This is a genomic window from Streptomyces filamentosus, from assembly GCF_014654895.1.
GTDB classification, from domain to species: Bacteria; Actinomycetota; Actinomycetes; order Streptomycetales; family Streptomycetaceae; genus Streptomyces; species Streptomyces filamentosus.
On record NZ_BNBE01000002.1, the window covers coordinates 484,532 to 509,429 of the forward strand.

At 72.3% G+C, this 24,898-nt stretch carries 22 protein-coding genes; 7 read left to right on the top strand and 15 right to left on the bottom strand.

Features of this window, described 5'->3' with window-relative positions; genetic code table 11:
• Positions 1 to 182: 182 nt before the first annotated feature.
• Positions 183 to 440 carry an SHOCT domain-containing protein gene (locus IE326_RS21260; RefSeq protein ID WP_150232330.1) on the bottom strand — a complete coding sequence of 86 codons (258 nt, stop codon included), beginning with the start codon at positions 438 to 440 and terminating at the stop codon, positions 183 to 185.
• 174 nt (positions 441 to 614) lie between these two features.
• Between IE326_RS21260 and IE326_RS21265 the strand changes: the two genes are divergently transcribed.
• Together IE326_RS21265 and IE326_RS21270 are read left to right on the top strand one after the other, a co-directional pair.
• Positions 615 to 1,352, top strand: a complete 738-nt coding sequence (locus tag IE326_RS21265; RefSeq protein ID WP_190042634.1) for an ABC transporter ATP-binding protein — start codon at positions 615 to 617, stop codon at positions 1,350 to 1,352.
• A 2-nt stretch (positions 1,353 to 1,354) separates the two neighbouring features.
• Positions 1,355 to 4,291 (top strand): ABC transporter permease, encoded by a 2,937-nt coding sequence (locus tag IE326_RS21270; RefSeq protein WP_190042635.1) that lies wholly within the window; start codon positions 1,355 to 1,357, stop codon positions 4,289 to 4,291.
• 276 nt (positions 4,292 to 4,567) lie between these two features.
• Here IE326_RS21270 and IE326_RS21275 read toward each other — a convergent pair whose 3' ends face one another.
• The 3 genes from IE326_RS21275 to IE326_RS40825 all read right to left on the bottom strand — a co-directional run bounded on the left by IE326_RS21275 (position 4,568) and on the right by IE326_RS40825 (position 8,408).
• Positions 4,568 to 5,563, bottom strand: a complete 996-nt coding sequence (locus IE326_RS21275) for an alpha/beta hydrolase (RefSeq protein WP_229915546.1) — start codon at positions 5,561 to 5,563, stop codon at positions 4,568 to 4,570.
• A gap of 62 nt (positions 5,564 to 5,625) precedes the next feature.
• Positions 5,626 to 7,041 (bottom strand): helix-turn-helix transcriptional regulator, encoded by a 1,416-nt coding sequence (locus IE326_RS41710; protein WP_308440342.1) that lies wholly within the window; start codon positions 7,039 to 7,041, stop codon positions 5,626 to 5,628.
• 122 nt (positions 7,042 to 7,163) lie between these two features.
• Entirely contained in the window at positions 7,164 to 8,408 is a 1,245-nt protein-coding gene (locus IE326_RS40825; protein ID WP_229915547.1) for an AAA family ATPase, read from the bottom strand.
• A 569-nt stretch (positions 8,409 to 8,977) separates the two neighbouring features.
• Between IE326_RS40825 and IE326_RS21285 the strand changes: the two genes are divergently transcribed.
• Entirely contained in the window at positions 8,978 to 9,973 is a 996-nt protein-coding gene (locus tag IE326_RS21285) for an AraC-like ligand-binding domain-containing protein (RefSeq protein WP_190042636.1), read from the top strand.
• Positions 9,974 to 10,119: 146 nt separating this feature from the next.
• Here the strand turns inward: IE326_RS21285 and IE326_RS21290 are convergent, their stop codons facing one another.
• Genes IE326_RS21290 through IE326_RS21300 form a run of 3 tightly spaced genes read right to left on the bottom strand, consistent with a single transcriptional unit; the run spans position 10,120 to position 13,732 of the window.
• Positions 10,120 to 10,875, bottom strand: a complete 756-nt coding sequence (locus IE326_RS21290) for a GPR1/FUN34/YaaH family transporter (protein WP_190042637.1) — start codon at positions 10,873 to 10,875, stop codon at positions 10,120 to 10,122.
• Between the two features lie 17 nt (positions 10,876 to 10,892).
• Positions 10,893 to 12,782, bottom strand: a complete 1,890-nt coding sequence (locus IE326_RS21295; RefSeq protein WP_190042638.1) for an amidohydrolase — start codon at positions 12,780 to 12,782, stop codon at positions 10,893 to 10,895.
• Positions 12,779 to 13,732 carry an alpha/beta hydrolase gene (locus IE326_RS21300; protein WP_190042639.1) on the bottom strand — a complete coding sequence of 318 codons (954 nt, stop codon included), beginning with the start codon at positions 13,730 to 13,732 and terminating at the stop codon, positions 12,779 to 12,781. The genes IE326_RS21295 and IE326_RS21300 overlap by 4 nt, the downstream gene beginning before the upstream one ends.
• A 22-nt stretch (positions 13,733 to 13,754) precedes the next feature.
• On the opposite strand from IE326_RS21300, the gene IE326_RS41885 reads away from it, so the two are divergent.
• Positions 13,755 to 14,042, top strand: coding sequence for a hypothetical protein (locus IE326_RS41885; RefSeq protein WP_190042640.1), 288 nt, complete (start codon positions 13,755 to 13,757; stop codon positions 14,040 to 14,042).
• An 85-nt stretch (positions 14,043 to 14,127) separates the two neighbouring features.
• On the opposite strand, the gene IE326_RS21310 is transcribed toward IE326_RS41885, so the two are convergent.
• From IE326_RS21310 to IE326_RS21335, 7 genes are all read right to left on the bottom strand, one after another.
• On the bottom strand, positions 14,128 to 14,964 hold the full coding sequence (locus IE326_RS21310) for an alpha/beta fold hydrolase (RefSeq protein ID WP_190042641.1): 837 nt from the start codon (positions 14,962 to 14,964) through the stop codon (positions 14,128 to 14,130).
• A gap of 63 nt (positions 14,965 to 15,027) precedes the next feature.
• Complete coding sequence (locus IE326_RS41890; RefSeq protein ID WP_373310245.1) at positions 15,028 to 15,795, bottom strand: GNAT family N-acetyltransferase; 768 nt, start codon at positions 15,793 to 15,795, stop codon at positions 15,028 to 15,030.
• Complete coding sequence (locus IE326_RS21315) at positions 15,686 to 16,264, bottom strand: Dps family protein (protein WP_150226350.1); 579 nt, start codon at positions 16,262 to 16,264, stop codon at positions 15,686 to 15,688. The genes IE326_RS41890 and IE326_RS21315 overlap by 110 nt, the downstream gene beginning before the upstream one ends.
• A 98-nt stretch (positions 16,265 to 16,362) precedes the next feature.
• Complete coding sequence (locus IE326_RS21320) at positions 16,363 to 16,869, bottom strand: DoxX family membrane protein (RefSeq protein WP_190042642.1); 507 nt, start codon at positions 16,867 to 16,869, stop codon at positions 16,363 to 16,365.
• Between the two features lie 5 nt (positions 16,870 to 16,874).
• Positions 16,875 to 17,537, bottom strand: coding sequence for a hydrolase (locus IE326_RS21325; RefSeq protein WP_190042643.1), 663 nt, complete (start codon positions 17,535 to 17,537; stop codon positions 16,875 to 16,877).
• A 469-nt stretch (positions 17,538 to 18,006) separates the two neighbouring features.
• The gene (locus IE326_RS21330; protein ID WP_170313751.1) at positions 18,007 to 18,147 is read right to left on the bottom strand and encodes a hypothetical protein; all 141 of its coding nucleotides are present in this window, start codon (positions 18,145 to 18,147) and stop codon (positions 18,007 to 18,009) included.
• 9 nt (positions 18,148 to 18,156) lie between these two features.
• Positions 18,157 to 18,621: a DUF6003 family protein gene (locus IE326_RS21335; RefSeq protein WP_150226353.1), complete on the bottom strand. Its 465-nt coding sequence runs from the start codon at positions 18,619 to 18,621 to the stop codon at positions 18,157 to 18,159.
• A gap of 383 nt (positions 18,622 to 19,004) precedes the next feature.
• Between IE326_RS21335 and IE326_RS21340 the strand changes: the two genes are divergently transcribed.
• Positions 19,005 to 20,447 (top strand): serine/threonine-protein kinase, encoded by a 1,443-nt coding sequence (locus IE326_RS21340; RefSeq protein ID WP_190042644.1) that lies wholly within the window; start codon positions 19,005 to 19,007, stop codon positions 20,445 to 20,447.
• An 866-nt stretch (positions 20,448 to 21,313) separates the two neighbouring features.
• On the opposite strand, the gene IE326_RS21345 is transcribed toward IE326_RS21340, so the two are convergent.
• On the bottom strand, positions 21,314 to 22,039 hold the full coding sequence (locus IE326_RS21345; RefSeq protein WP_190042645.1) for a peptidylprolyl isomerase: 726 nt from the start codon (positions 22,037 to 22,039) through the stop codon (positions 21,314 to 21,316).
• Between the two features lie 321 nt (positions 22,040 to 22,360).
• Here IE326_RS21345 and IE326_RS21350 point away from each other — a divergent pair, with 321 nt between their 5' ends.
• Both IE326_RS21350 and IE326_RS21355 read left to right on the top strand, forming a co-directional pair.
• A complete protein-coding gene (locus tag IE326_RS21350) occupies positions 22,361 to 22,966 on the top strand; it encodes a dihydrofolate reductase family protein (RefSeq protein ID WP_190042646.1) in 606 nt (201 codons plus the stop codon).
• 479 nt (positions 22,967 to 23,445) lie between these two features.
• On the top strand, positions 23,446 to 24,594 hold the full coding sequence (locus tag IE326_RS21355) for an AI-2E family transporter (RefSeq protein WP_190042647.1): 1,149 nt from the start codon (positions 23,446 to 23,448) through the stop codon (positions 24,592 to 24,594).
• Positions 24,595 to 24,898 lie beyond the last annotated feature (304 nt).

A 24,898-nucleotide genomic window follows, 5' to 3' on the forward strand; every position in this document is an offset into this window, starting at 1 on the left:
TCGGCCGCTCTGGCCCGCTCCGGCGCGGCGGGCAGCGGGTCGCCCCCGCTCTGCGTGCCGTGCGACCAGCTCACGGAGCGCGTCGTGCCGCCCACGCGACTCGGCGGGCGTCCGGCGGGGCACGTTCCCAGCCCGGCCGGGCGGACGCCTTCCCGCATCCCGACGGCCTCCCACGGAACGACCTACGGCTCTCCGCTCCGCAGAGCGCTCAGCCGCCTCCGGTACTCCTCCTCGTCGATCTCACCGCGGGCCAGCCGCTCGCCGAGAATCCGCTCCGGACCCGTGGGGCCGCCCTGCCGCGAGGGGCGTTCAGCGGCCCGGTCCAGCACTCGGAAGATCAACACGAGGGCGGTGATCAGGAGTCCCCAGAAAAGGATCATTCCTGCCGACATGGCGAACCAGCCCCATCCGTTCATGCCGTCGCCGTTCCAGAACATCATGGCCACTCACGCTCCCGAGGGCCGGCTCGGTCCCGGCCGAGCGGAACCCCGGCCACTCCGACCTCCTCTCCCACTGTGTGCCGCCCGGGGCGCCGAGCACAGGGCCGGTCGGTCCCCCGTACGGTGCCGACCGGCCGTGGCGGCCGGGCGCCTCCGGGATCTCGAATGGAGGGTATGAACGGTGACCGTCCCCTTCTGGTCGCCACCGGAGTCCGCAAGATCTACCGGACGGGCTCGGTGGCGGTCACCGCCCTGGACGATCTGGATCTCGTCGTGCGGCACGGGGAACTCGTGGCGGTGATGGGCCCGTCCGGCTCCGGCAAGACCACCCTCCTCAACTGTCTCTCCGGGCTCGACGACATCGACGGCGGACGGGTCGAGATCGACGGTCACGACCTCTTCGCGATGTCGGACGCCGCGCGCACGGAGCACCGGGCCCGCACCATGGGCTTCATCTTCCAGTCGTTCAACCTGATCCCGGTCTTCTCCGCGGCGGAGAACGTCGAACTGCCCCTGCTCCTCGTGGGCGTCCGGCCGCGCGAGGCGCGCCGACGGGCTCTGACCGCGCTCGAACGGGTCGGGCTCGCCCCTCGGGTCGAGCACCGCCCCAGTGAACTGTCCGGCGGCGAACAGCAGCGTGTGACCATCGCACGCGCCCTGGTCGGACGGCCGGCCATCGTGTGGGCGGACGAGCCGACCGGCAACCTCGACAGCGCCATGGCCGGCCAGGTGATGGACCTGCTGTGCGACCTCAACCGTGACGAGGGCCAGACGATCGTCCTGGTCACCCACGACAGCGCCATCGGGGCGCGCGTCCCCCGGCTGATCCGGATGCGTGACGGTCGACTGGTCGACGACGTCCGCCAGGCCGTGGCCGGCCGCGCCGTGGACCGCGGCATCCCTCCGAGCTGATCATGTACCCGAACCTGCTCCTCCCCCTGCTCGTCGCACTGGCGCTCGCCCTCGCCGCCCTCGTCCTGATCGCCGTCCGGCAACCGGTGTCCCGCAGGCTGGCCTTCCGGCAGGTGGCCCGGCGACGCACCGAGGCCGCGCTGGTGATCGGCGGATCGATGCTCGGCACGGCCATCGTGATCGGGGCGCTGGTCGTCGGCGACACCCTCGACTTCTCCGTGCGGCAGGAGGCGTACCGGACCCTGGGCCCGGTGGACGAGCGCGTCGTCGCCCCGCCCGGCCCGGCCGGAGACGCCGTCGCGGAGCGGCTGGCGACCCTGGCCGGCGACCCGGATGTCGACGGAGTGCTGACCGTCCGGGCCGCGCAGGCGTCCGCCCTCGGCTCCACCGCGGGCCACCCGGTCGCCGAACCGCGCGTCCTCGCCTGGCAGGTGGACTTCGCCGACGCCTCCCGCTTCGGCGCACCGGGCGGCGACCCGGGTCTCGACGGGCCGAACCCCGAGCCGGGACAGGTCGTGGTCAACGAACCGCTGGCCCGGTCCCTGGACGTACGCCCCGGAGACTCGATCACCCTGTACCTGTTCGGGACGCCCGGCACCTACCGGGTCGAACGCGTGCTGCCGGAGCAGGGCCTCGCCGGGACAGGTCTCGGAGGGCGCCTGAACCGCAACGCGTTCCTGGCTCCGGGGACCCTGGACGCCGCCGCGCGCGCGGCGGGCACGGAAGCCCGCTCGGTCACCTTCGTCTCGAACCGGGGCGGCGTCGAAGGCGGAAACGCCCTGACCCCTCAGGTCACCGCCGACATCCATGACGCCTTGGGCCCCCTGGCCGGACAGGCGGCGATCGACACCCCGAAGCAGACGGTACTGCGGGACGCGAAACAGGCCGGGGACTCGCTCGGCGCACTGTTCCTGATGATCGGCAGCTTCAGCATCATCGCGGGCGCCCTGCTCCTGGTGAACATCTTCGTGATGCTCGGCGAGGAGCGGAAGGCCCAGATGGGCATGGTGCGGGCGATCGGCATGAAACGCTCGCGGCTGGTAGGGTCCTCCACCCTCGAAGGGGCCGCCTACGCCCTGATGTCCGCGCTGCCGGGCGTCGGCGTCGGGATCGCCGTCGGCTGGGGCGTCGCCGTGGTGGCCGCGGAGATCTTCCAGGGTTGGTCGGTCGGCGGCAGCAGCATCCGTATCACCTTCGACGTCACGCCCACGAGCGTCCTCAACGGGCTCGCCATGGGACTGCTCATCGCCTTCGCCGCGATCCTGGCGACCAGCGTCCGCATCAGCAGGTTCAACATCATCTCCGCCATCCGCGACCTCCCCTCCTCACCCGGCCGGGGACCGCGCCGCCGACGGGTGGCGGTCGCGACCTCCCTGGCCGTCCTGTGCGCGGTCGCGGCCGTCCCGGCGGTGGCGCGCAGCCGGCCGGAGGCGACCTACCTCCTGCCGGCGCTCGCCCTCACCCTCGCCGCCCCGGCCCTGCTGCTCGTCCTGCCGCGACACGCCGTCACCACCCTCGTCGCGGGCGCGGTTCTCGCCTGGACCCTCCTGGCTCCCGTGGTGCGCCCCCGGATCTTCGACACGCCGTCGATGTCCGTCTACGTCATCCAGGGCGCGCTCGCGGCGTTCTCCGCGGTGATCCTCGTCAGCGACAACCAGAAGTGGGTCCTCCGCCCCGTACGGCGGCTCCTCGAGCGGCCGTCCGAGTCGGGTCTGGCCGCACGGCTCGCCGTCGCCTACCCGCTGGCGAAACGCTTCCGGACAGGCGCGACACTCGTGATGTACACCCTGATCGTGTTCGTGCTCGTCCTGCTCACGGAGATCTCCGGGATCCTGCGCGCGGGTGTCGACGGAGTCGTCGACGACGCCACGGCCGGATACTCGCTCCGGCTCGACCACAACCCCCAGGTGGCGGGCGGCGACCTGGTCGACGAGCTGCGGAACAGCCCTTCTTCGTACGGGATCTCGGCCGTCACTCCCCTGCTGAACGCCACCGGCCGGGCCACCGATCCCGGGCACCGCGATCCCCGGCCCCTGGACGTCGCGGTCGTCGGCGTGCCGGACGGCGCGATCACGGGCATCACCTTCCGGGAACGGCTGCCCGGGCTCGCGACCGACCCCGCGGTATGGGAGACGCTCGCCGCCGATCCCCGCTACGTCGTCCTCGACGGGTTCTTCGGCAGCACGGGCGGCCCGGCCGGCGACTACTACGACCCCGGGGACACCATCGTCGTCACCGACCCACGCACCGGACGCAGCGAACAGAAGGTCATCGCCGGTGTGCTCAGCAACGGGATGGTCTTCTACCCCGGCACCGGCGCGAGCTCCACCACGTACCCCGTGGTGATGAACGAGGGCGCGGCGCGCGAGCTCTTCGGCACACAGGCGCAGAACGCCTCCGCACTGGTGAGGACCGCTCCCGGGACCTCCGCCGACGAACTGGCGACCCGACTGCAGGGCGAGCAGCTCTCGTCCAGTCTGGTCGCCACGCCCATCGAGTCGGAGATCCGCGAGCAGTTCGACTCCAGCACGGCCTTCTTCCGCCTCATGCAGGGCTTCCTCGCCCTGGGGCTGGGAGTCGGCATCACCGGGCTCGGCGTCGTCATGGTCCGCGCGGTACGCGAACGCAGGCGCACCATCGGCGTCCTGCGCGCCCTCGGCTTCCGGGCCCGGACCGTCCGGCGGTCCTTCCTCTGGGAGAGCGCCTTCGTCGCGGTCGAGGGAATCGCCCTCGGCTGCCTGCTGGGCGTGCTGACGACATGGCTCATGTACCGGAACAGCGCCGCGTTCGAGGGCCTCGCAGGAGGCTTCCCCGTCGAGTGGGCCGGCATCGGCGCACTGAGCGCGGCCACCTTCGCCGCATCGCTCCTGGCCACGCTGGGCCCGGCCCGCCGAGCAGCCGCCATCCGCCCGGCCCGCGCGGTCCGCGTGACGGACTGACCCGACGGACGGCCGGGCGGAGCCGGAACCTCCGGACGATCCCCGCTTCGCTCTGCCGGACCGCGACGCCGATCGGCCGCCCCGCAATCGGGCGTCTCAGCTGGTCGGACAGCCTGCGCTTCCCGTACCACCAGCAGACCAAGAACGTTCCTTGCAACTGCTCCCCGAAGGGGATCGGGTTCTTCCAGAGCGCCAGGTCGAGCTGCTGGACCGGAAATCCCCCGGCACCCGGTTCCGGAGCGCCACCGGGTGCCGGGGCGGTTCCGTTCCGCGCTCTCACCGCCCAGCGGTGAGAGCGGCCTTGAGGAAGGCGCCGCCTTGGCGGACGGCGGCCTTGGTGGGCGGACTGTCGCGAAGGGCGTTGAGCGACGCGAAGTCGTGGACGGTTCCGAGGTAGCGGACGGCGGCCACGGCCACTCCTGCTTGCCGTAGCCGGCGCGCGTACTGTTCCGCCTCGTCCCGGACGACGTCGGCCTCGGCCGTGACGACCAGGGCGGGGGGCAGGCCCGCGAGCTCGGCGGTTGTCGCCAGCAGCGGGGAGGCCGTGGCTTCGGCGAGTTCTCGATCGTCGTCCGTGTACTGCTGCCAGTACCAGTCCAGGGCCTTGGCGGTGAGGAGGTAGCCGGACCGGAAGTGTTTCCGCGAGGCGGTGTCGCAGTGCGGGGCGGTCGTCGGGTAGTAGAGCAGTTGTGCGCGCAGGCGAGGGCCGCCGCGTTGCTTGGCCATGAGGGTGAGCGCCGTGGCCATGGTGGCGCCCGCGCAGTCGCCGGCCACCGCCAGCCTCCGACCCTCCAGTGCGAAGTCCGGGGCGTTGTCGGTCAGCCAGGTCAATACGGCGTACAGCTCTTCGAGTGCCACCGGGTACCGGGCCTCGGGAGTGCGTGTGTACTCGGGAACCACGAACACGGCGTCGGTGGCGGTCACGAGTTCACAGATCATCCGCGTGTGGGTCTGCGCGTCACCGAGCATCCACCTGCCCCCGTGTACGTAGAGGACCCAGGGGAGGGGGCCGCTCCGCGCTGCGGGGCGGAAGGTCCAGAAGCCGACCAGTCCGGAGGGGCCGACGGGCGCAGTCCAGAACTCGGTGTCCACCGCGAAGTCGTCGAACAGGTGCCCCTGGGCTTCCAGGAGTGCTTCCCGGGCGTCGACCGGGCCGAGCTGATGCAGGTACGGCGGGTCCGCCGAGGCGTCGACCAGTTTTTGGACGACGGGGTCGAGGACCACGGCCGGGCGCTCGGGACCGGCTCCGTCGGTGACGGGCTCGTACTCCACGCGCCCCACCTCTCATTCCTCGTAGCGATCGGAACTTCGTCCGCCGGTCTGCATGCCTTCGGTCACAGGACACCGAGGACGTCGCGGAGTTGGTGGCGGCTGCTGACGCCGAGCTTCGGATACACCTGGTAGAGATGTGAGCCGATCGTGCGGGCGGACAGCTGGAGCTTCTCCCCGATCTCCTTGTTGCCCAGGCCCTGCGCCGCCAGCCGTACGATGTGCTGCTGCTGGGCGGTCAGTTCCGACAGCGGATCGGGCCGGTCGGACGGAGCGGCGACGCCGCTCGCCCGAAGCTCGGCGCGCGCCTCGTCGGCCAGGGCGGAGGCACCGAGCCCCGAGAATGCCTCCATGGCCGAGGCCAGGATCGGGCGGGCGTCCAGCGGGCGCCGGCGTCGGCGCAGCCACTGGGCGTAGTGCAGCCGGGCCTGCGCACGGGCGAGCGGCCACTGGTCGCCGGCCGGGTTGACCAGGGCCAGGCGGAAGTGGTGCTCAGCCTGCGTGGGGTCGCCGACCAGCGCGGTGGCGTGGTGCAGGAGCAGTGTCATCCGGGTCGTCGTATGCGATCCCAGCGCCTTGCGCACCGCCCTGACGACGGGCTCGATCTCCGCCTGCCGTCCGGTCCGCCGGGCGACGGCGGCGAGGTCGGCGATGGACCCGTGGGAGAGGAAGTAGTGCAGGGGAGTGCCGTCCTGGTGAAACAGCCGCCGGAAGTGGCGCAGCGCCCCGTCGTAGTCGCCCGCTGCCGCGGCGACGGTGCCTGCGGCGCGCAGCAACCGTGCGTGGGTGGCGGTGTTTTCCTCCAGGTTGACCGCCGTCCAGGCGGGGTCCGTCACGATCCCGGCGTCGGTGGAGCTGCCTCGCAGGGCTTGGAGCGTCACGCGGAGGGCTTCGATGTCGACCTCGATGTGCTTCATCTTCTGGACGGCCGCCAGGGTCGCCGCCTCGTCCAGCAGCTCGTCCGCCTCTGCCCACCGTCCGACGTCGATCAGGGCGGAGCACATGGCCGACAGGGCGATCGCGCCCGTTCCGATGGCTCCGTACGAGCGGAGCATGGCGAACGCCCGCCGGAAAGTGTCCACGCACAGCTCGGACTCGTCGGCCCACCAGGCGACCGCGCCCAGCGTCTGCAGTCGGATCATTTCTGCAATGCCCGTCAGCGGCTCCAGCAAGCTCGGCCGCCGGGTCCGGCTCAGCAGGGCCGGGGCGTTCCTGACCGGATCCGCTTCGCAAAGGATGACGGCCCGCAGGGCGTTGACGGCTTCGTCCGCGACCAGCTCGGAATAGGGCGTACCGACAGCACTGGTCTCGATGGCGTCGAGGAGGGGAACCAGAGGGCGCCTGACCTCGGGCAGGCCTGACTGGAAGGCGACCGCGCCGATCACGGCGGTCACCGCGAGCGTCGTCCTGGCGTCCTGCGGCAGGTCTGGTTCCAGGGAGCCCATCAGGAGCTGGAACGCTTCCCGCTGATGACCGGACATGGAAAGAGCCAGACCGGCCCCGTTCGCCGCGACGCCGAGCAGGTCGCGGTCCTCGGTCAGTGCGGTGACCTTGGCGTGGAGCTCGCGTACCCAGAAGGTGTCGCCCGCGTTGTTGGCGGCTCTCAGTGCCTTGGCGTATCGGCGTGCCCGGTCCTCCGGGGCGGGACTGCACTCGGCGGATCGTTCGAGCGCCCGTGCGGCCGCGTAGAACCCGCCACGCTGTTCGACGAGTTCGGCGGTGTCCTCCAGCGTCGCCGCCACGGATTCGTCCTGGCCGATGCAGGCCGCGGCCAGGTGCCAGGCTTGGCGCGCCGGATCGTCCTGGTGCACGGCCGCGAGGTCGACGTGCGCCCGCTGCCGCTCGTGCGCGGGGCCCCCTGGTAGGCGCCCGCGCGCACGAGCGGGTGCCGGAAACCCACCTGGCGGCCCGCGATCGTGATCAGCCCGGCGTCCTCTGCGGGCGCCCATACGGACAGGTCCGCGTCCACTCCCGCAGCGGACATGATGGTCTGCAGGTCCTCCTGGTCCGAGGAGGCCGCCGCGTAGAGCACCATCCGCTGGGTGGTGGTCGGCAGCGCGCGCAACTGGGCGGCGAACATCTCCTGGATCCGCCGGGTCCGGGGCAGAGCGCCGTCGGCCTGGCCGAGGGGGCTGCCCGACCGCACGGCACGGCACAGTTCGATGATGGCCAGAGGATTGCCTTCAGCCTGGTCCAGAACCTCCCTCCGGGCCCTGCCGGTGGGGGAATCGGGCTGGGCGTCCAGCAGGCGGGCCGCGGCCTGGACCGTCAGCGGTCCCAGTGTGAGGAGGGGCAGGTGTGCGACGGCGGGGTCCGGAGGCGTCAGTCCCCTGGCTGCGAGGAGCACCGTCACCGGCTCGTCCGCGAAACGGCGGAGCACGAAGCCCAGGACGTCGAGGGAGTCCCGGTCGAAGAGCTGGACGTCATCGCCGAGCATCACGACGGGTCGACGGCGCGAGGCCTCGACCAGCAGCGTGAGGACGGCGACGCGCAGCAGCATCGGCTCTGCGGGCCTGGTGATCGGGGCGAGGCCGAACGCGGTCTCCAGAACCTCCCGCAGGTGGCCGGGGAGATCGGCGGCACCCGGAACGAGTGGAAGCAGCAACTGGTGGAGGGCCGCGAACGACTGCTCCGACTCACCGTCGAAACCTTGAGCCCTCAGTACGTGCGCTCCGGTCACCCGCGCGTGCTCGGCAGCGACCTCCAGCAATGACGTCTTGCCGCTCCCCGCCTCGCCCGTGACGAGCAGGGCCCGCGAGGTGCCGCGACCCTGCTCGATCGCGTCCAGGATCCGGCCGACCTCCGATTCACGGCCCGCGAGCCCGTCTCCGGGCCCCTGCCGGCTCATGGTGCTCTGCCTAGTGCCCACGGTGTGCCCCGGTCGACGGCAGTCGGGAAACGGGCACGCGGGTAGGCCCTATCAGCTCGTTCATGGTGTGGATCCCTCTTCCGGCAGCGTCCGAAACGCACTGCGCTCCCGGCCCCGTCCAGAAGATAAATCATACTCATGCCTCACCGAGGCCAGGAATGGAGGCCCTTTCCGCCGAGACCGTCACAGGGCGGAAAGGGTGCCCGATCGTCCGTACCCGCTGAGACCTTCTGCACGCGCCCGGTGCGGTGCTCCGCAGCGGTGGTCGAAGACCGACGCTTGCGCGGTGACACCCGACGCGCCTGTCATGGAGACGGGGCGGCGCCTCCGGACGAAGGCCGCTCGCCTCGGCCCGGTGTGACCGCCGCCGGGCGCGACGTACGGACCAGTCGACTGACTGATGCGCCTGCGCCGGTCCCTCGGCAGGCTGGGGCACAACCGGATCCGATCCGCAGTCCGGCCTCCGACCAGCGGAGTTCGCTCCGGCAGCGTAGGCAAACGACTCCCGCACGGATCTTCGACCGAGCGCCCGTTCCAGGAGGAAGTCCGTGCCCATTGTTCTCTCCACCGAGCCGCTGACGGCTGCCGACCGGGCGGAGCGCTGGCACGAGGTGGTCTCCGGCACCTTCATGCCGATGGACGTGAATCTGCTGGAGAGCAAGCCGTCGCCCGGAACGATCGTCAGCAGCCGGCTCGGCACCCTGCACATCTCCCGCGTCCAGGCGGGACCACAGGTGGTGAGGCGCACCAAGCGCCACATCTCGCGCGACGACCGCCCGTCCCTGATCGTCAGCCTCCAGCAGCGGGGCACCGCGACGAAGGAGCAGGACGGGCGGGAAACCGTCATAGGGCCGGGCGAATTCTCCATCAGTGACTCGTCCCGCCTGTTCAGGATCGGACTCGACGAAGAATTCGCGTTCACCTCGTTTCATTTCCCTCGCGAAGAACTTCACGTGCGGGACGAGGATCTGCAGGCGTTGACCGCCACCACCTTCACCGGCGAGGAGGGCAGCGCCGCGCTGGTGGCGACCTATCTTGCGCGCGTGGCGCGTGAAGCCGAGGGGTTCGACGAGGGCGTCGGCCGCCGGGCCGCCGCCACCGCACTCGATCTGATGGTGATGCTCATCGACGAGCGCCGCGGACGCGCTGCTTCCGAGGGCGCGCACGTCGCCTCCGCCTCTCTCGAGCGCGTGAAGGAACACATCCTGCGCAACCTCGGTGATCCCGGCCTGTCACCGTCCACGATCGCCGAAGCGCATTTCATGTCGGTGCGCTACCTGCACAGACTGTTCCAGCTCGAGGACCTGACCGTGGGCGGGTGGATCCGGACGCAGCGACTTGAACGGTGCCGCCGGGAACTCCTCCGGCCCAGGGCCGCGCAGGCGGGGGTGGCTGCAATCGCCCAGCGCTGGGGTTTTGTGAGTCCCAGTCATTTCAGCCGGGTCTTTCGCGCGGCCTACGGTACGACGCCCCGTGAATGGCAACTCCAGGGTCGATCCGGAGCACACCGTGGTGACGTCGACGGTACGCCGACGGAAGAGTGACGTAAGGCGGTCGCTCCCAGCGTGGGCCGATCCCGCCGTCCCGGTGTCGCTCCCGGCGGCGGGGCTCGTCGTCGTGGCACAGTGCCACATCACCACGGGACCCGCCGCCGGAGCGGAGCGCAGAGGAGGGGCGCCGACCGGCCCGGTCAGAGCGTCCGGCGAACACCCGCCTGGCGCTCCAGATTGCGCAGCTGGACGGACAGGTCGCCCTCCACCGCCAGGTGGGCGGGTCCGCTGCGGCCGATGGGCAGGACCTCCTCGCTGCGCATGTCCTCCAGCATCAGGGCGAACGCCGCGTACGTCGCCACCAGCGCCACCACGAGGCCGAGGGCACCCGACGTGCGCGTCAGCCATTCGGCGCCCGTGATTCCCGCGAGGCCCGTGGCCGCCCAGCGGGGAGCGGAGACCACGAGGACCAGCCACAGCGCCCGCTTGGGCCGGGTCACGGCGATCATCAGCGTCCCGAAGCAGAGCAGCGCCAGGTTGAACACGCCGAGCACCTCGAGGCCGTCGGGAGCCTCGGTGAGCATGACGAGCGCGTACGGCAGCCAGCTGCCGGCGAACACCGCCATCAGGGTCGCCGCGATCACGTCGCGCGCTCCGAAGGCCAGGTGACTCACCAGGAGTTGGAGGACGAAGGCCGGCAGCACGGTGAAGGCGACCGCGCCGCGGGCCGTCTCGTCGAAGACGCCGAGCTGGAGGCAGCCCGTCATCACGGACGCGATGGCGATCGTGAAGAAGCCCAGCGGCATGGGCGAGGCGATGGGCCGGAGGGTGATCCGGGTCATGGACCGCAGGTCGGGCTCGAAGCGGCGACCGCCGACCGCCGGGGCGGATTCGGGACCGGGGTCGGGGCCGGGGCCGGGGCCGGGGCCGGGGTCGGGGCCGGGGTCGGTGTTCATACGGGTTCCTCCGGGGATCAGTGGGTGAAGCAGGGGTCGACGAGCGACGGCGGCGTGCCGGGGCCCGCCCCTTGCGCCGCACGCCACCGTCGGTGCTCCGCGGACTCGGCGGCGGCCTCCGCCACCAGCGCGGCCTGCCGTGCGCCGCCCGCCTGGTAGCCGCCGAAGCGGGTCACCGGCGACCACTCCGGTGCGATCGGGGGCAGCGCCTCGTCAAGGCCCTCGTACTCGGCGGAGGCGTACACGATCCGGCCGTCGACGACGGTCAGGACGGCCTCGATGTCGGGGATCACGTGGTCGGGCACGGTGAAGTAGTCGTCCGAGAGGACCGCGAGGTCCCCGTAGTACCCCTCCCGCAGCATGCCCTTGACGTCTTCTTCCCCGGTGAGCCGTGCCCCGCCGCGGGTGTAGAGGCCGAGCGCGGTGTCTCTGCCGAGCAGGTTCGCGGGCCCACGGAGCGGAGTGCCGCCGACGGTCCTGCCGGTGACGAGCCAGTGCAGCGCCACCCACGGGTTGTAGGAGGACACCCGCGTCGCGTCCGTGCCCGCGGCGACGGTGAGACCGCGGTCGAGCATGGCCCGGACCGGCGGGGTGTGGGCGGCGGCCTCGGATCCGTACCGGTCACGGAACGCGAGGCCCTGGAATGACATGCGGTTCTGGACGGACACCGCGCCGCCGAGGGCCGCGATCCGGTCCAGGCTGCCGGCCGAGACGGTCTCGGCGTGGTCGAACAGCCAGCGTCCGCCGCCGGGGAAGAGTCCCTCGGCCGCGAGCTTCTCGAACACGGCCAGGTCGCGGCGGATGGTCTCGTCGTAGGTGGCGTGCAGCCGGAAGCCCCAGCCGTTCTCGACCAGGGTGCGAACGGCCTGCTCGAACTCCGCCTCGTAGCCCGCCGCGAGTTCGGGCCGTGGCTCCGAGAAGTTCTCGAAGTCGGCGGCCGCCCAGGTCAGGTTCTCGCCCGCGCCGTTGAGCCGGAGCCACGCGTCGCCGTCGCCGGGCTTGACCGTCTCGGTCCAGCGCCTCAGGTCGGCGAGTTCCTGCCCGGCCGTCTGCGGGAAGAGGTGGTAGGCGATCCGCAGCGAGAGTTCCCCGTCCGCCGCCAGGTCGGCGACGGTGCCGTAGTCGTCGGGGAAGTTCTGGAAACCGCCGGCGGCGTCGACCGCCGAGGTCAGCCCGAAGCGGTTCAGCTCGCGCAGGAAGTGCCGGGTCGAGATGCGCTTGTCGGCGGCGTCCAGAGCGGGCGCCGCCGCCAAGGTCGAGTAGAGAACGAGTGCGCCGGGCGCCGCGAGCAGGACTCCGTTCGGCTCGCCGTTGCGGCCGCGGACGATCTGCCCACCGCGCGGGTCGGGGGTGTCACGGGTGAATCCGGCGGCGTGGACGGCCGCCCGGTTCATCAGTGCCGACTGGTAGAGGTGCAGGACGAAGACCGGCGTGTCGGGCGCGGCCGCGTTCAGCTCGGCGACGGTGGGCATCCGGCGCTCGGCGAACTGCTCGGCGGTCCAGCCGCCGACGACCCGGACCCACTGGCCCTTCGGGGTCCGGCCGGCCTGCTCTCGCAGCATCGCCAGCGCCTGCCGGAGACTGCGCACACCGTCCCAGCGCAGCTCCAGCACGTAGTTCAGGCCGCCCCGGATGACGTGCAGGTGCGAGTCGTTGAGGCCGGGGACCACGCGGCGGCCGAGGGCGTCGACGACCCTGGTTCCCGGGCCGACGAGGGACCCCAGCTCGTGGTCGTCACCGAGGGACGCCACCCGGCCGTCGCGGATGGCGACGGCGCGGGCGTGCGGACGGTGGGGGTCGCCGGTGAACACTCTGGCGTTGCGCACGAGGAGGTCGGCGTGCTCAGGTTCCCGCCGCGGGGCGGGCACGAGGCCCGCCACCGGCATGCTGGTCGAGGGCCCGGTCATGCGAGGGCCTTGCGGAGGGTGTCGGTGGCGATGCCGATGGCGAGTTCGGCGCCCTGGGTCTCACGCAGGGCGTTCAGCATCACGAAGTCGTGGATGACGCCCTGGACGCGCAGGGCCACGACGGGGACGCCGGCGGCCCGGAGCTTCGCCGCGTACGCCTCCCCCTCGTCGCGCAGGACGTCCGCCTCGGCGGTGATCACCAGCGCCGGCGGGAGGCCCGCCAGCTGGTCGGGGGTGGCGCGCAGCGGGGAGGCGGTGATCTGTGCGCGCTCGGACTCGTCGGTCGTGTACTGGTTCCAGAACCACTCCATGGCCTCGCGGCGCAGGAAGTAGCCGGTCGCGAACTGCCCGTAGGACGCGTTGTCGAAGTTCGCGTCGGTCACCGGGTAGAAGAGGACCTGCTGGACGAACGTCACGTCGCCGCGCTGCTTGGCCATGAGGGTGAGGGCGGCGGTCATGTTGCCGCCGACGGAGTCGCCGGCGACGGCGATCCGGCTGCCGTCGAGGTCCTTGTGCAGGCCCTCGCGGGCGATCCACTGGGCGGTCGCGTAGTTCTGCTCGATGGCGACGGGATAGCGGGCCTCGGGCGACAGGTCGTACTCGGGGAAGACCACGGCCGCCCCCGTGCCGACGGCGAGTTCACGGACGAGCCGGTCGTGGGTGTGGGCGTTGCCGAACACCCACCCGGCGCCGTGCAGGTAGAGGACGACGGGGAGGATGCCGGTGCTGCCGTGCGGGCGGATGATCCGGGCCCGGACGTCGCCGGTCGGACCACCGTGCACGGTCACCCACTCCTCGTCGACGGCGGGCAGCGGGACGCCCTCACCGCTCTGCACGTCGTCCACCGCCTTGCGGCCCTCGGATACGGGCATCTGGTAGAGGTACGGCGGCTGCGCGGTGGCTTCGGCGAACGCCTGCGCGGCGGGCTCGAGCACGGGCTGTTCGGTCATGGGGTTTTCTCCTTGAGATGGGATGTGCGCGGCGCTGCGCCGCGCACCGTGGGATGTCGGCGGCGTCTCGGTCGAAGCGCAGGTAGGCGAGCCGCTGTTCGAGGTCGCCGACGTCGTCCTCGGGCCCGGTTCCATGCGGGCGCGCCTGCATGAGCGCGGCGAGCTCGGCGGCCGCCCGGCGGACGCGGCCGGGCAGGCCGCCGGTGTGCTCGTCCCCACCCGAGCCCCGGTCCGCGGAGGCCGCGAATACCGCGGTGGGCACGACGACGGCACGGAGATGGGCGAAACTGCACGGGGGGCCGCTCTCTGAGCTCGTACGGTTCCCGCGTCGGGGGCCCGGAGAGCCGGGGGGCGCCGGGACACGTGCGCCACCCCGGCGGGTCAGTGGTGTGGCGTCACTTCGCCAGGAAGGCGAGGAGGGCGGTGTTGACCTCCTCGGCGTGGGTCCACAGCAGGCCGTGCGGAGCGCCCTCGATCTCGACGTAGTCGGCCGAAGGAAGCGCCTTGTGGAAGGGGCGCGCGGTGCCCTCGGCCGGCAGGATGCGGTCGGCGGTGCCGTGCAGGATCAGGGCCGGCACGTCGACGGCGGGGATGTCGGCGCGGAAGTCGGTGTACCAGGTCGCCGGTGCGGCGGACGCGGCGAAGGAGCCGCCCCGGGCCGCGGTGTCCCAGCTGTTGCGGAGGGCCTCCTCGCTGATGCGGGTGCCCAGGTTCTCGTCGAGGTTGTAGAAGTCGTTGAAGAAGGCCGTGTAGTAGGCGTAGCGGTCGGCCTTGACGGCGGCGACGACTCCGTCGAAGAACTCCTTCGGGGCGACGCCGTCCGGGTTGTCGTCGCTCTTGAGCAGGCAGGGCTCCAGGGAGGCCAGGAAGGCGACCTTGGCGACGCGGCCCGAGCCGTACGTGGCGACGTAACGGGCGACCTCGCCCGTGCCCATCGAGAAGCCGACGAGGGTGGCGTCGTTCAGGTCGAGGGTCTCCAGCACGGTGTTCAGGTCGGCTGCGAAGGTGTCGTAGTCGTAGCCGGTGGTCGGCTGGGAGGACTGCCCGAAGCCGCGGCGGTCGTACGTGACGACTCGGTGTCCGGCGGCGAGCAGCGCGGCGGTCTGCCGCTCCCAGGAGTGGCCGTCGAGCGGGAAGCCGTGGATGAGGACGACCGGCCAGCCGGTGCCCTGGTCCTCGTAGTACAGCTCGATCGGGCTGGTGTTCTCCTGGCCCACGGTGATGTACGGCATGAACGTCTCCTCGGTGTGGTGTCGGCTGGTCCGCGCCTCTGTGCGGTGCGGATGTCCGTCACGCTACGGCCGGGGAATCGGCCTCTCTTGCCGTGTTACGCACTGGGTCTTGCCCGTGAGTGCAGTGTTCGCGGGGTACCGGTTCCTGACGGTGGTTCCGCCGTGGGACGGGAGCGGCCCGCTGCCCGGCCGACAGGTACGGACGGGCGAGCAGGTCGGTCTTCCGGGCGGACGCAGCGTTCTGTTCCCGCCCGGCGGGCCGCGACGACCGACACCGACTCCTCCCGGCCGGCCGGGGCACTTCTGCGGCCTTCCTGCGGATGCGGTCGTCCGCCGTTCGCCAGGGTGCACGACCCGGCTGCTCCCCCGGTTCGAGAAGGCACGCGGCATCCTCTCGCCCTCGACCTCGGTCATATCGGCACGCCAACGGCCGTGGCGCTCCGCTTCAGGTCGAAGCGGAGCGCCACGGCGCGGTCGAGGCCGGAGTCCGAAGCGGGCGCGGTGTGCCTCGGGCACCAGACCGGTGCACTCGGGGTGCCTGCCGATCCGTCCCCGGATGAACGGACGGTACGGCAGGACGTGCAGCCCGCGGACCCGTAGGTCGTCGAGGGCGCCGCGGGCGAGCAGCCCGCCCGGGCCCTGACCCGCGAACCGGCTGTCGATCTCGATACGGCCTGGCCGCCCGGCCGGCCGCCGATCACGACGACGTCGTACGTGTCCGTCAGCCGCGTACCAGAGGGGTGTCCACGAGGTGTTCGGCGAGGAACCAGACCTGGGCCTCGCCGGTGCGGACGACTTCGGAGACGAGCAGGTCTGTGCTGCCCTCGTCACCTTCCCCGGAGAGCCGGGCGGCGGCGTCACGGGCGTCGATCAGGATCCGCTCGTGCGCGTCGAGCAGCCTCGACAGCATCACGGGCACCGGCTCCACACCGTCCGGCGGACGGGGAATCGCCGTCAGTTCCGCGACGTGGCGCGGGTCCCCGACGGCGACGCCGCCGAGGCTCTGGACCCGCTCGGCCAGCGCGTCCACGATGGCCAGCTGGGCCTCCGCGTGCTTGTCCAGCATCAGGTGCAGCGAGTAGAAGGTCGCCCCGCGCATGAGCCAATGGTGCTTCTTGTAGAGGGAGTAGAGGATCTGGGTATCGGCGAGGACGCGGTTGAGCCGCTGACAGGCGTACATGCGGGTGTCATGGCCGAGACCGATCGGCAGCTGCTTGAGCGTGCCGAACGCCTGTGTCTCGGGGCCCTTCTGATGCAGCAGCGGCTGACCGCCTCCGTGCGAGGTGGTGAGGGTGTCCATCGAGTGCTCCTGTCGGGGAAGAAGGGGGGGAGGGGACCGGCCGCCCGGTCGGGGGTACGCGGGCGGCCGGGCCCGGTCCGAGTGGTCGCGCCGGGCGCTCAGCTCCCGGCGGTCGCCGGGGCGGCGGGACGGTGCAGGACGAGCCGGGCGAGCAGGCCGGAACCGAGACCGGCCACGAGGACGAGGGCGGCCCACCAGGCGGGGTACGGCGTGAGGCCGAGGGCCGCGTCGAGGGACCAGGCGCCGGGACCGGTGGCGGCGAGGGCGGCGGCGGTGCCGATGAGGACGAGCGGGTACTCGTACCCGTCGTGCTGCACCCACAGGCCGTTGTGCCACTTCACGGTGAGCGCCACCGTCATGACTCCGATGGTCCCGGTCGCGGCGAGCGGGGTGAGCAGGCCGGCGGCGAGCAGCAGACCGGATCCGATCTGGCCGCCGCCCGCCGCCAGGGCGGTGAGGACACCACCGCGGAAGCCGTCGGCGCGGAACTCCTCGGTCCCGCCCTCGAGTCCGCTGCCGCCCAGGTGTGAGCTGACCTTCTGCACACCGTGGCCGGCGACGAGCAGGCCCACCAGCAGACGCAGGGTCAGAATGCCGGTGTCCACGGAGCTCAGCCGGCCGCGTGCGCGCCGATGACGGCCTGCGCGTACACGACACCCAGGCCGTACGCGCCGGCGTGTGCCTTGACGATCTCCATGACCGCGCCGTACGTCTCCTGGCGCGCCCAGTCGCGCTGCAGCTCCAGGAGAACCTGCACCCAGGTCACCGGGACGGCGCCGGCGGCGATCATGCGCTGCAGGGCGTGCTCGTGGGCGGCCGGGGTGACGCCGCCGGAGGCGTCGGCGACGACGTACACCTCGTATCCCTGCCCGAGGGCGGAGAGGGCGGGCAGCACCAGGCAGACCTCGGTCCACAGGCCCGACAGGATGATCTTCTTGCGTCCGGTCGCCCTGACCGCCGCGACGAGTGCCTCGTCCTCCCAGGCGTTCATGGTGGTGCGGTCGATGATCTCGTTCTCGGGGAAGACCTCGGCGAGCTGGGGCAGCAGGGGTCCGGAGAAGGACTCGGCGGCGACCGTGGTGAGGACGGCCGGCACGCCGAAGGCCCGGCCCGCCTTGGCGAGACCGACGGTGCTGTTGATGATCGCGGCCCGGTCGCCGCTGCCGGTGCCGAAGAACATCTGCGGCTGGTGGTCCACGAAGAGCATGACCGCGTTGTCGGGCGTGAGCAGGTCCTCGCTCGGAGCGGCCTGCACCGTGGCGATGTCGAACATGAGGGGTCCCTTCGGAGCTGTCGGTGTCGCGCCCGTCGCGTGTCGCGACCCGGCACCCCTGCAAGCTACGAGCGGCCGAACCGGCCGGGTTGCCCCCCTGTGCACAGGGGCTGGCACCACAGCGCACAACCGTCCACGGAGGCCGTGCGTCCCTGTCCCCTTCCTCCTCCCGCAGTACCGGTGAGGGACGGCCGTGCTCCGGAACGAGCGTCTCGCACCGATCGCACACCAGGAGACGGACGCGTCGGCTCTCACGCGGTGAGCCATCGGCACAGCAGCGCTCGCGGATTCCCTCCCTGCGGTCGGAGGAGGCTTCGACGGCGGCATGGAGGCGTGCGTACGCGGCATCCGTCCAGCTGCCGCCCGCCCGACCCCGCGTCAAAGTCGTACGCCGGTCTCGCGGGTGTGGCCCGACCGGTTCCGGCACGTCCCCGAAGCCGACGGGGTCCCGCTCCTCCGAGTCCGGCCTTCACGCCTTCTCGTCCTCGTCGTCCGCCCGGGTGGGCCGGGGGAGGGGGATGCGGGTCTGTCCCTCGATGGGTGCCGGGGTGCGCTCGCCGAGCCGGTCCTCCACCTGTCGGAGCCTCGTACGCGTCTCCTCGGTCGTCATGTCTCCCCCTCACTGCTGTCGCGGACCGGGATCCGACGGGCCGCCCTGCCCCCGCGCCGCCGCCGATGCCACGGTCCGGGCGTCCTCACCGGTGAGCTCGACGATGCGGTGCGGCGGAATCCCGGCGGCCACGGCCCGCGCCAGCAGGGCGTCCCGCTCGCCCGCGCAGTCGCGGTAGGCCAGCAGCTCTTCCTCCACGCGGGCGAGGGCGCCCGGCGTCAGCGCGTGGCGCAGCTGGTTCAGCTCCTCGTCGCTCAACGGGACGGGCAGCTTCTCCGCTCCGTGGGGGATGGCACCCGTCTCCTCCGGCGGCAGCAGCCGAACGTCCGGGGAGGCGGCGGTGACACCGTGCGCGTCGAGCCAGGCCCGTACGGCGGGCGTCTCCAGGCACGCCAGGTCCCCCACAGCGGTGGCGGAGGCGCCCAGCGGGGTTGCCGGGTCGTCCACGAGGAACAGGTAGGCGTCGTCGGTCATGTTCGTCTCCTTCGCAGACGCGATGGTCGTGTGCCGTCCTCACCTACCCCCTTCGGCGCAAGCCATCCCGACTCCGGTCACCCTCGGTCACTGCGGTACGGCGCCGCGCACGCCGCCGTACCACCCGGCATCCGGTGCCGCCGGTCCGCCACCAGCCGGTGGACGGCGTGGGCGACCCACCGCGCCGGAGCAGCACGAGCAGCGCTCCTGGTGGCGTCCGTCTCTCCTTCCACGAGACCGTGTGCGGGACCGGGGGATGCCCGGCGGCTGAGGGGGCACACGTGCACACGGCGCTCGCAACCACGCGGTCGCCGGGCCATCGGCAGCGCACGCGTGGGCGGGCGGACGAGGGCAGGCAACGACAGGACGCAGGGAGCGCAGTGATGAAAGTCCGCTCGTGGCCGATCCGACCGGACCTTCGGCTCACCGCCCACGTGGTGGCCGGACGCTACCGGCTCGACGACCTGCTGGGCCGCGGCGGCGCCGCCGACGTGTACGGGGGCATGGACCTGCGCCTGCGGCGACCGGTCGCCGTGAAGGTGTTCCGCCCGGACGGTGCCGCCGACACGGAGGAGCGGTTCGACGGCGAGGGCCGGCTGCTGGCCCAGCTGCAGCACCCCGGTCTGATCACCGTGTACGACTGCGGCCGGGACGACGGAACGCCCTACCTGGTGATGGAACTGGTCAGGGGCACGACGCTGCGCCGGCGGATCGCGGCGGCCGCGCTGGCGCCCGCCGAGGCGTGCCGCATCGGAGCCGCGCTGTCCCGGGCGCTGGCCCATGTGCACGAGGCCGGAGTCGTCCACCGCGACGTCAAGCCCGCGAACATCCTGCTGGACGAGGCGGGCGTCCCCCGCCTGACGGACTTCGGCATCTCCCGGCTGCTCGGCACCCCGGCTCAGACCGCGACGGGCGCCCTGGTGGGCACCGCCGCGTACATGGCCCCGGAGCAGGTGCTGGGCCGGGGCGCCGGGCCGGCAGCGGACGTCTACAGCCTGGGACTGGTGCTCATGGAGTCGATCAAGGGTGAACTGGAGTACGACGGGGCGCCGCTGGAGGCTGCGATCGCCCGTCTGAGCCGTCCCCCGGTCATTCCGCCCGGCATACCACCGGCCCTCGCCGAAGTGCTGGAAGCCATGACCGCCGCGGACGAGAGCCGCCGACCGGACGCCCGGGCCTGTGGGCGCGCCTTGGCCGCCTTGGCATCGGAGGATCTCGCGGGAGCGGCCGAGCCGCCCACGGGATGCTCCGTGCTCGCGGCTTCGCCCATGAAGGGCGAGGACGGCGCCGGCGAGCGGGATCCGGACACGCTGAGGTCGAACGGGGCGGGCGCGGCAGTGGGGGCCGCCGGTGTCGGGGCCGCCGTCCCTGCACACGGCGAGCAGGTGCCCGCACGATCCTCCTCCGACCGGCCCGCCTCGCGCCGGGCCGGTCGGATCCTGGTGACCGCCGGTGCGGCACTGGCCGTCCTCGGCGTCGGACTGGCCGGTTCGGTGGGCGGGCCGCCCGCCGAGGCGGAGAACGCCGTGCCCGCTCCGTCGCGGCCCGACACGACGGAGCCGGCCGCTCCGACCGCCTCGCCGGCTCCGCCGGCCGGAGCCGGAGCCGTCTCCGCGTCCGCGCAGCGGTCCCCCTCGGACACCGGGGACCGGCGGGCCGTCGGCTCCGAGGGCGCTGCGGTCGACAGCGGGAAGCCGCCGGCTCCCGGCGTCTCGCAGCGGCAACGTGGCCGTGCGACCGGACCGGAAGCAGCCGGCCCGGGCCCCCGGAAGGGCGAGACGCGGCAGAAGAAGCCGAAGTCGTCCAAGGGCAGGCACGCGCGGTGAGACGGCCGCGACGCCCGGCGTCCACGCCGCCTGACGGAACATCGGGCGGTCGACTCGCCGACTGCCGGCCGGAGCGGTGGCGGTCGGGGCGCGGCAGGCTCTGAAGGAGCGGTGGTGTCATGCCGATCGGTGTACCCGCGAGGGGTCTGGACCCTGGATTTTGGACATGTGAGACGTGGATCTTGACGATCCGGGAGGCGGGCGAGCCCTCACCCGGTCCACCCGGCCCCGCCGAGAGCCGGGCAGCCCCGCCCGGCAGGCACCGGAATCCGTGATCCCCGCGCCGGACAAGGCGCGGGGATCAGGAGTCGTACGACGACTGCCAGGCATGAGAACGGTCCGGCGCTGACACGCTGGTGCGTGATGGCTCGGAGATGCACGGTCCTGAGCCGGCGGCCTGTTCCGTGAGCGTCCGGTGGGGCAGGTCGAGCCGGGCCGCGGCCTGAAGCTGCCCCGTGTCCCAGGTGGGCGGCCGCCTGTTGCCGACCGGTCTCCCAGGCGGCAGCGGCCTGCCGCTCCCCCGCCGCCGCCTGCCGCTCGGCGGCTGCTCCGGCCCCGATGCCAGCGGACCCGACCTGTCCCCCGTCCATGCTGTTCCCGCCCTGCAACCGGTACCGCTGGACCAAGGACACGCCTCCGTGGCCCTTTGCGGACCACGGAGGCGGACACGGAACCGAGGGGCAGACGCAGCTGAACCGGATCAGGGACCCGGGCCCGCTGTCGACCCGGGCGACGCGAAGGCGACGCGAAGGCGACGCGACCGATCCGGCTCCGCGAAGGGCCGGGGGACCCACTGGGTCTTCGAGTGTCGCCACGCCCCCCACGCCGCCGGGCACGCTCGTCGTGGACGCGGCGACAGAGGTGCGTCAGTGCCGGCAGGACGGCCGGACGTGGAGCAGCTCGGTCCGCAGTGCGGGTGTGCCGTCGACCGGTGCCGGGTTCTCCGCGGTCGGCTCGATGCCTCCGGCGGCGACCTTGTCGAGTGTCGCCAGACCGGCGGGGCCGACCGTGCCGAACACCGTGTAGTTCGGTCGCAGTGCGGAGTCGCCGTAGACGACGAAGAACTGCGAGCCGTTCGTGTTCGGGCCGGCGTTGGCCATCGCCAGCAGGCCGCGTCCGTAGAGCCGTCGCGCGCCCGTGGGATCGGTGGCTGCGGGCGGCAGGTCCACCGGCAGTTCGTCCTTGTACTTGTACCCGGGCCCGCCCTCACCGGTGCCGGTCGGGTCGCCGCACTGCAGGACCTTCAGCGTCGGATACGCCGTCAGGCGGTGGCACACCGTGCGGTCGTAGAAACCGTGCCGTGCCAGGTGCAGGAAACTCTGGACCGTGCACGGCGCCTTGGCCCGGTCCAAGCGCAGCGGTAGCGGGCCCTGACTGGTCGGAACGGCCAAGTCGACCGTGCCGCGATCAGGGGTGCGCCGTGGGTCGGGCGGCAGCGGAACACGGCGCGCCGGCGGCTCGTCCGGGGTCTGGCTGTACTGGCAAGGACCGTGCGTGGTGCGCGGCGGAGCACTGTCGGAAGCGGTGGCGACACTCCCTCCGGACACCACCAACGCCGCGGCCGCGCATGCACTGATCAGTGCTCGTCTCATCTTGCACGCCTCCCGATGATCTCCAGGTCTTGGAGCGGTCGCAGTCTAGGGCGTGATGTGACCCGCGGGAGTGGGATTTCCGGCCGCGCCGGCCCATCCTGCGGACCGCGGCCGACGAACTGCCCGCCACCGGCCTCACTGCGCCACGAGGGATTGCCCACGAGTTGCAGGGTCTCGGATGTCGTGTCCGGATGTCACGGTCGATGTCGCACGGATACCGGATCCGATGTCGCGGTGCGGCCCCGTGGCGCTGTACCGCGGAAGTGGCGCGATGAGTTTCCGGCGGTCGTGTGGTCTACCCGTGGAGGAAGGGAGCACACCATGCGCGAGATCATCGTCTGCACGTTCCTGACGCTCGACGGCGTCATGCAGGCACCGGGCGGTCCGGACGAGGACGCGGAGAGCGGCTTCCGGCACGGCGGCTGGCAGAAGCCGGTGGACGACGACGAGGTCGGCGCGGCCGTCGCCGGCTGGTACGAGCACTCCGACGCGATGTTGCTCGGGCGCAAGACGTACGAGATCTTCGCGTCGTACTGGCCGACGGCCGATCCTGACAACCCGTTCACCGAGCGGATGAACAGCATGCACAAGTACGTGGCGTCTCGGACCCTGACGTCCGTCCAGTGGCAGAACTCCACGCTCCTGGAGGGCGACACCGTCGATGCCGTACGGGCGCTGAAGGCGTCCGACGGCGGCAGCGTCAACGTCGTCGGCAGCGGCGACCTCGCCCAGACCCTCATGCGGCACGGCCTGGTCGACGAGTACAGGCTGACCATCCACCCGGTGATCATCGGTACGGGCAAGCGGCTGTTCGCCGATGGTGCGATCCCGACGGCGCTGGAGCCGGTCAGCGTCTCGACGACGAAGGGCGGCACCGTGGTCGGTGTCTATCGGCCGACCGGCCGACCCAGCTACGACAGCTACTGAGGGTGGTTGCCGCGGAGCGCCGCGTCGCCCCTCCGTGAACGTGGTCCCCCGAGGTGGTGGGTGGGGCCCGCGCTCCGGCCGCGGGCCCCACCCGCCTGGCGATCCGGCCCGCCCCGCGACTCGATGGATCACCGAGCGGGGCGGAAGCCGGTCCCCGCTTGTGCGGGGGGCCGCGCACCGTACGCGAGTGAGTGCCCTCGACGAGGCTGACCAAGATCCGGGCCGTACGCGGACCGGCCGCCTCCAGCTTGGCCGAGTCGCGGCCGTCTCCTCTGGTCAGCAGCCACACCGGTGGCCGTGCACGACCGCACCAACCTCACCGTGCGGCAGCAGGCGCCGCTGTTCGGTGTCTCGCCTGCCGCGGCCCTCCGGGTCGCCCAGCGGCTCCGTCCACCGCCGGCGCTCGGGCGGGCTCCGCCGCCGGTGGCGGACCGGGGCGCGGGCGGAGGGGCCGCCCGGACGGCTCTAGGGTGATCGGCATGTCTGCCTCTCTCAGTCCTGCGAGAACCCGTGCCGCACTGCGCGCCTCGGCCCGCATATCGGCGGAGCTGCTGCTGGTCCTCTTGGGCACCGCAGTGGTGATCTGGCTGCTCGGCCGGATGTGGTCGATCGTGTGGCCGCTCGTCATCGGCCTGCTGATCACCACGCTGACCTGGCCCTCCGCCCGCTTCCTGCGCCGCCGCGGCTGGCCGCCGGCACTCGCCGCCTCGGTGGTCACCGTCCTCTTCCTCGTCGTCACCGCCGGCGCCGTCGCGCTCATCGCCGTACCGGTCGCCTCGCAGTCCGGCGAGTTGACCGACGGGGTCGTCGAGGGCATCCAGCACCTGCGCGAATGGGCAGCGGGTCCGCCGCTGAACATCGGCGACGACCAGATCACCAGCACCCTGGACACCGCCACCGACCGCCTCCAGAACAGCGTCGGCTCCATGCTGACGACGCTCGCCACCGGCGTCGGCACGGTCGTCGACGGCGTCGTCACGGCCGTGCTCGCGCTCTTCCTGATGTTCTTCTTCCTCAAGGACGGGCCGCGCTTCCTGCCCTGGCTCGCCCGTCAGCTCCCCGGCCGCCTCGCCACCGACGCCACCACGATCGCCGAACGCGGCTGGGACACCCTCGGCGCCTTCGTCCGCTCCCAGGCGGCGGTCGGTCTCCTCGACGCCGTCCTCATCGGCATCGGCCTGTGGGTGCTGGACGTCCCCCTCGTCCTGCCGCTCGCCGTGCTCACCTTCGTCAGCGCCTTCGTGCCGATCGTCGGCGCGCTGTTCGCCGGGTTCGTCGCCGTGCTCATCGCCCTGGTCTCCAACGGCCTGACCGACGCCCTGATCGTGCTCGCCGTCATCGTGGTGGTGCAGCAGCTGGAGGGAAACGTCTTCCAGCCCATCATCCAGAGCCGCGGGCTCGGTCTGCACGCCGCCGTCGTCCTGCTCGCCGTCACCCTCGGGGGCAGCCTGGCCGGCATCGTCGGCAGCCTCCTCGCCGTACCCGTCGCCGCGCTCATCGCGGTGGTGTGGGGGTACGTGCGCGAGCAGTTGTCGGAACCGCCGCACCACGACCCCGACGGGGTTACGGAGCCGGGCACCGGCGGCGGCCCCGAGGCCGTCGCCCCGGCCGTGACCACGGCGTCCTGAGCGGGCCGACGCCCGGCGCGTACCACGTGCCGAGCGATGCGGGTACGCGGCGGATGCCCTCCGCTCCCCGGGCGTCGCCCGGACGTCACTGATGCTCCCCGTCACTTCCAGGGGGCGGGGCGGACTGGCCACCGGTCGCGGGACGGTGCCGCGGCGGGAAGGTCGCCGTCCGGCCGGCCTTCGGAGGGTCTCCCCCGGCCGGGAGGAGGAGAGGGGTTCTCTCTCCGTGGGCGCTGCCGCCGGGCGGGAGGCCCTGCGGGCGCGCGAGTGCTGCCGTCCTCTCCGTGTGCCCGGGGACCCGCGG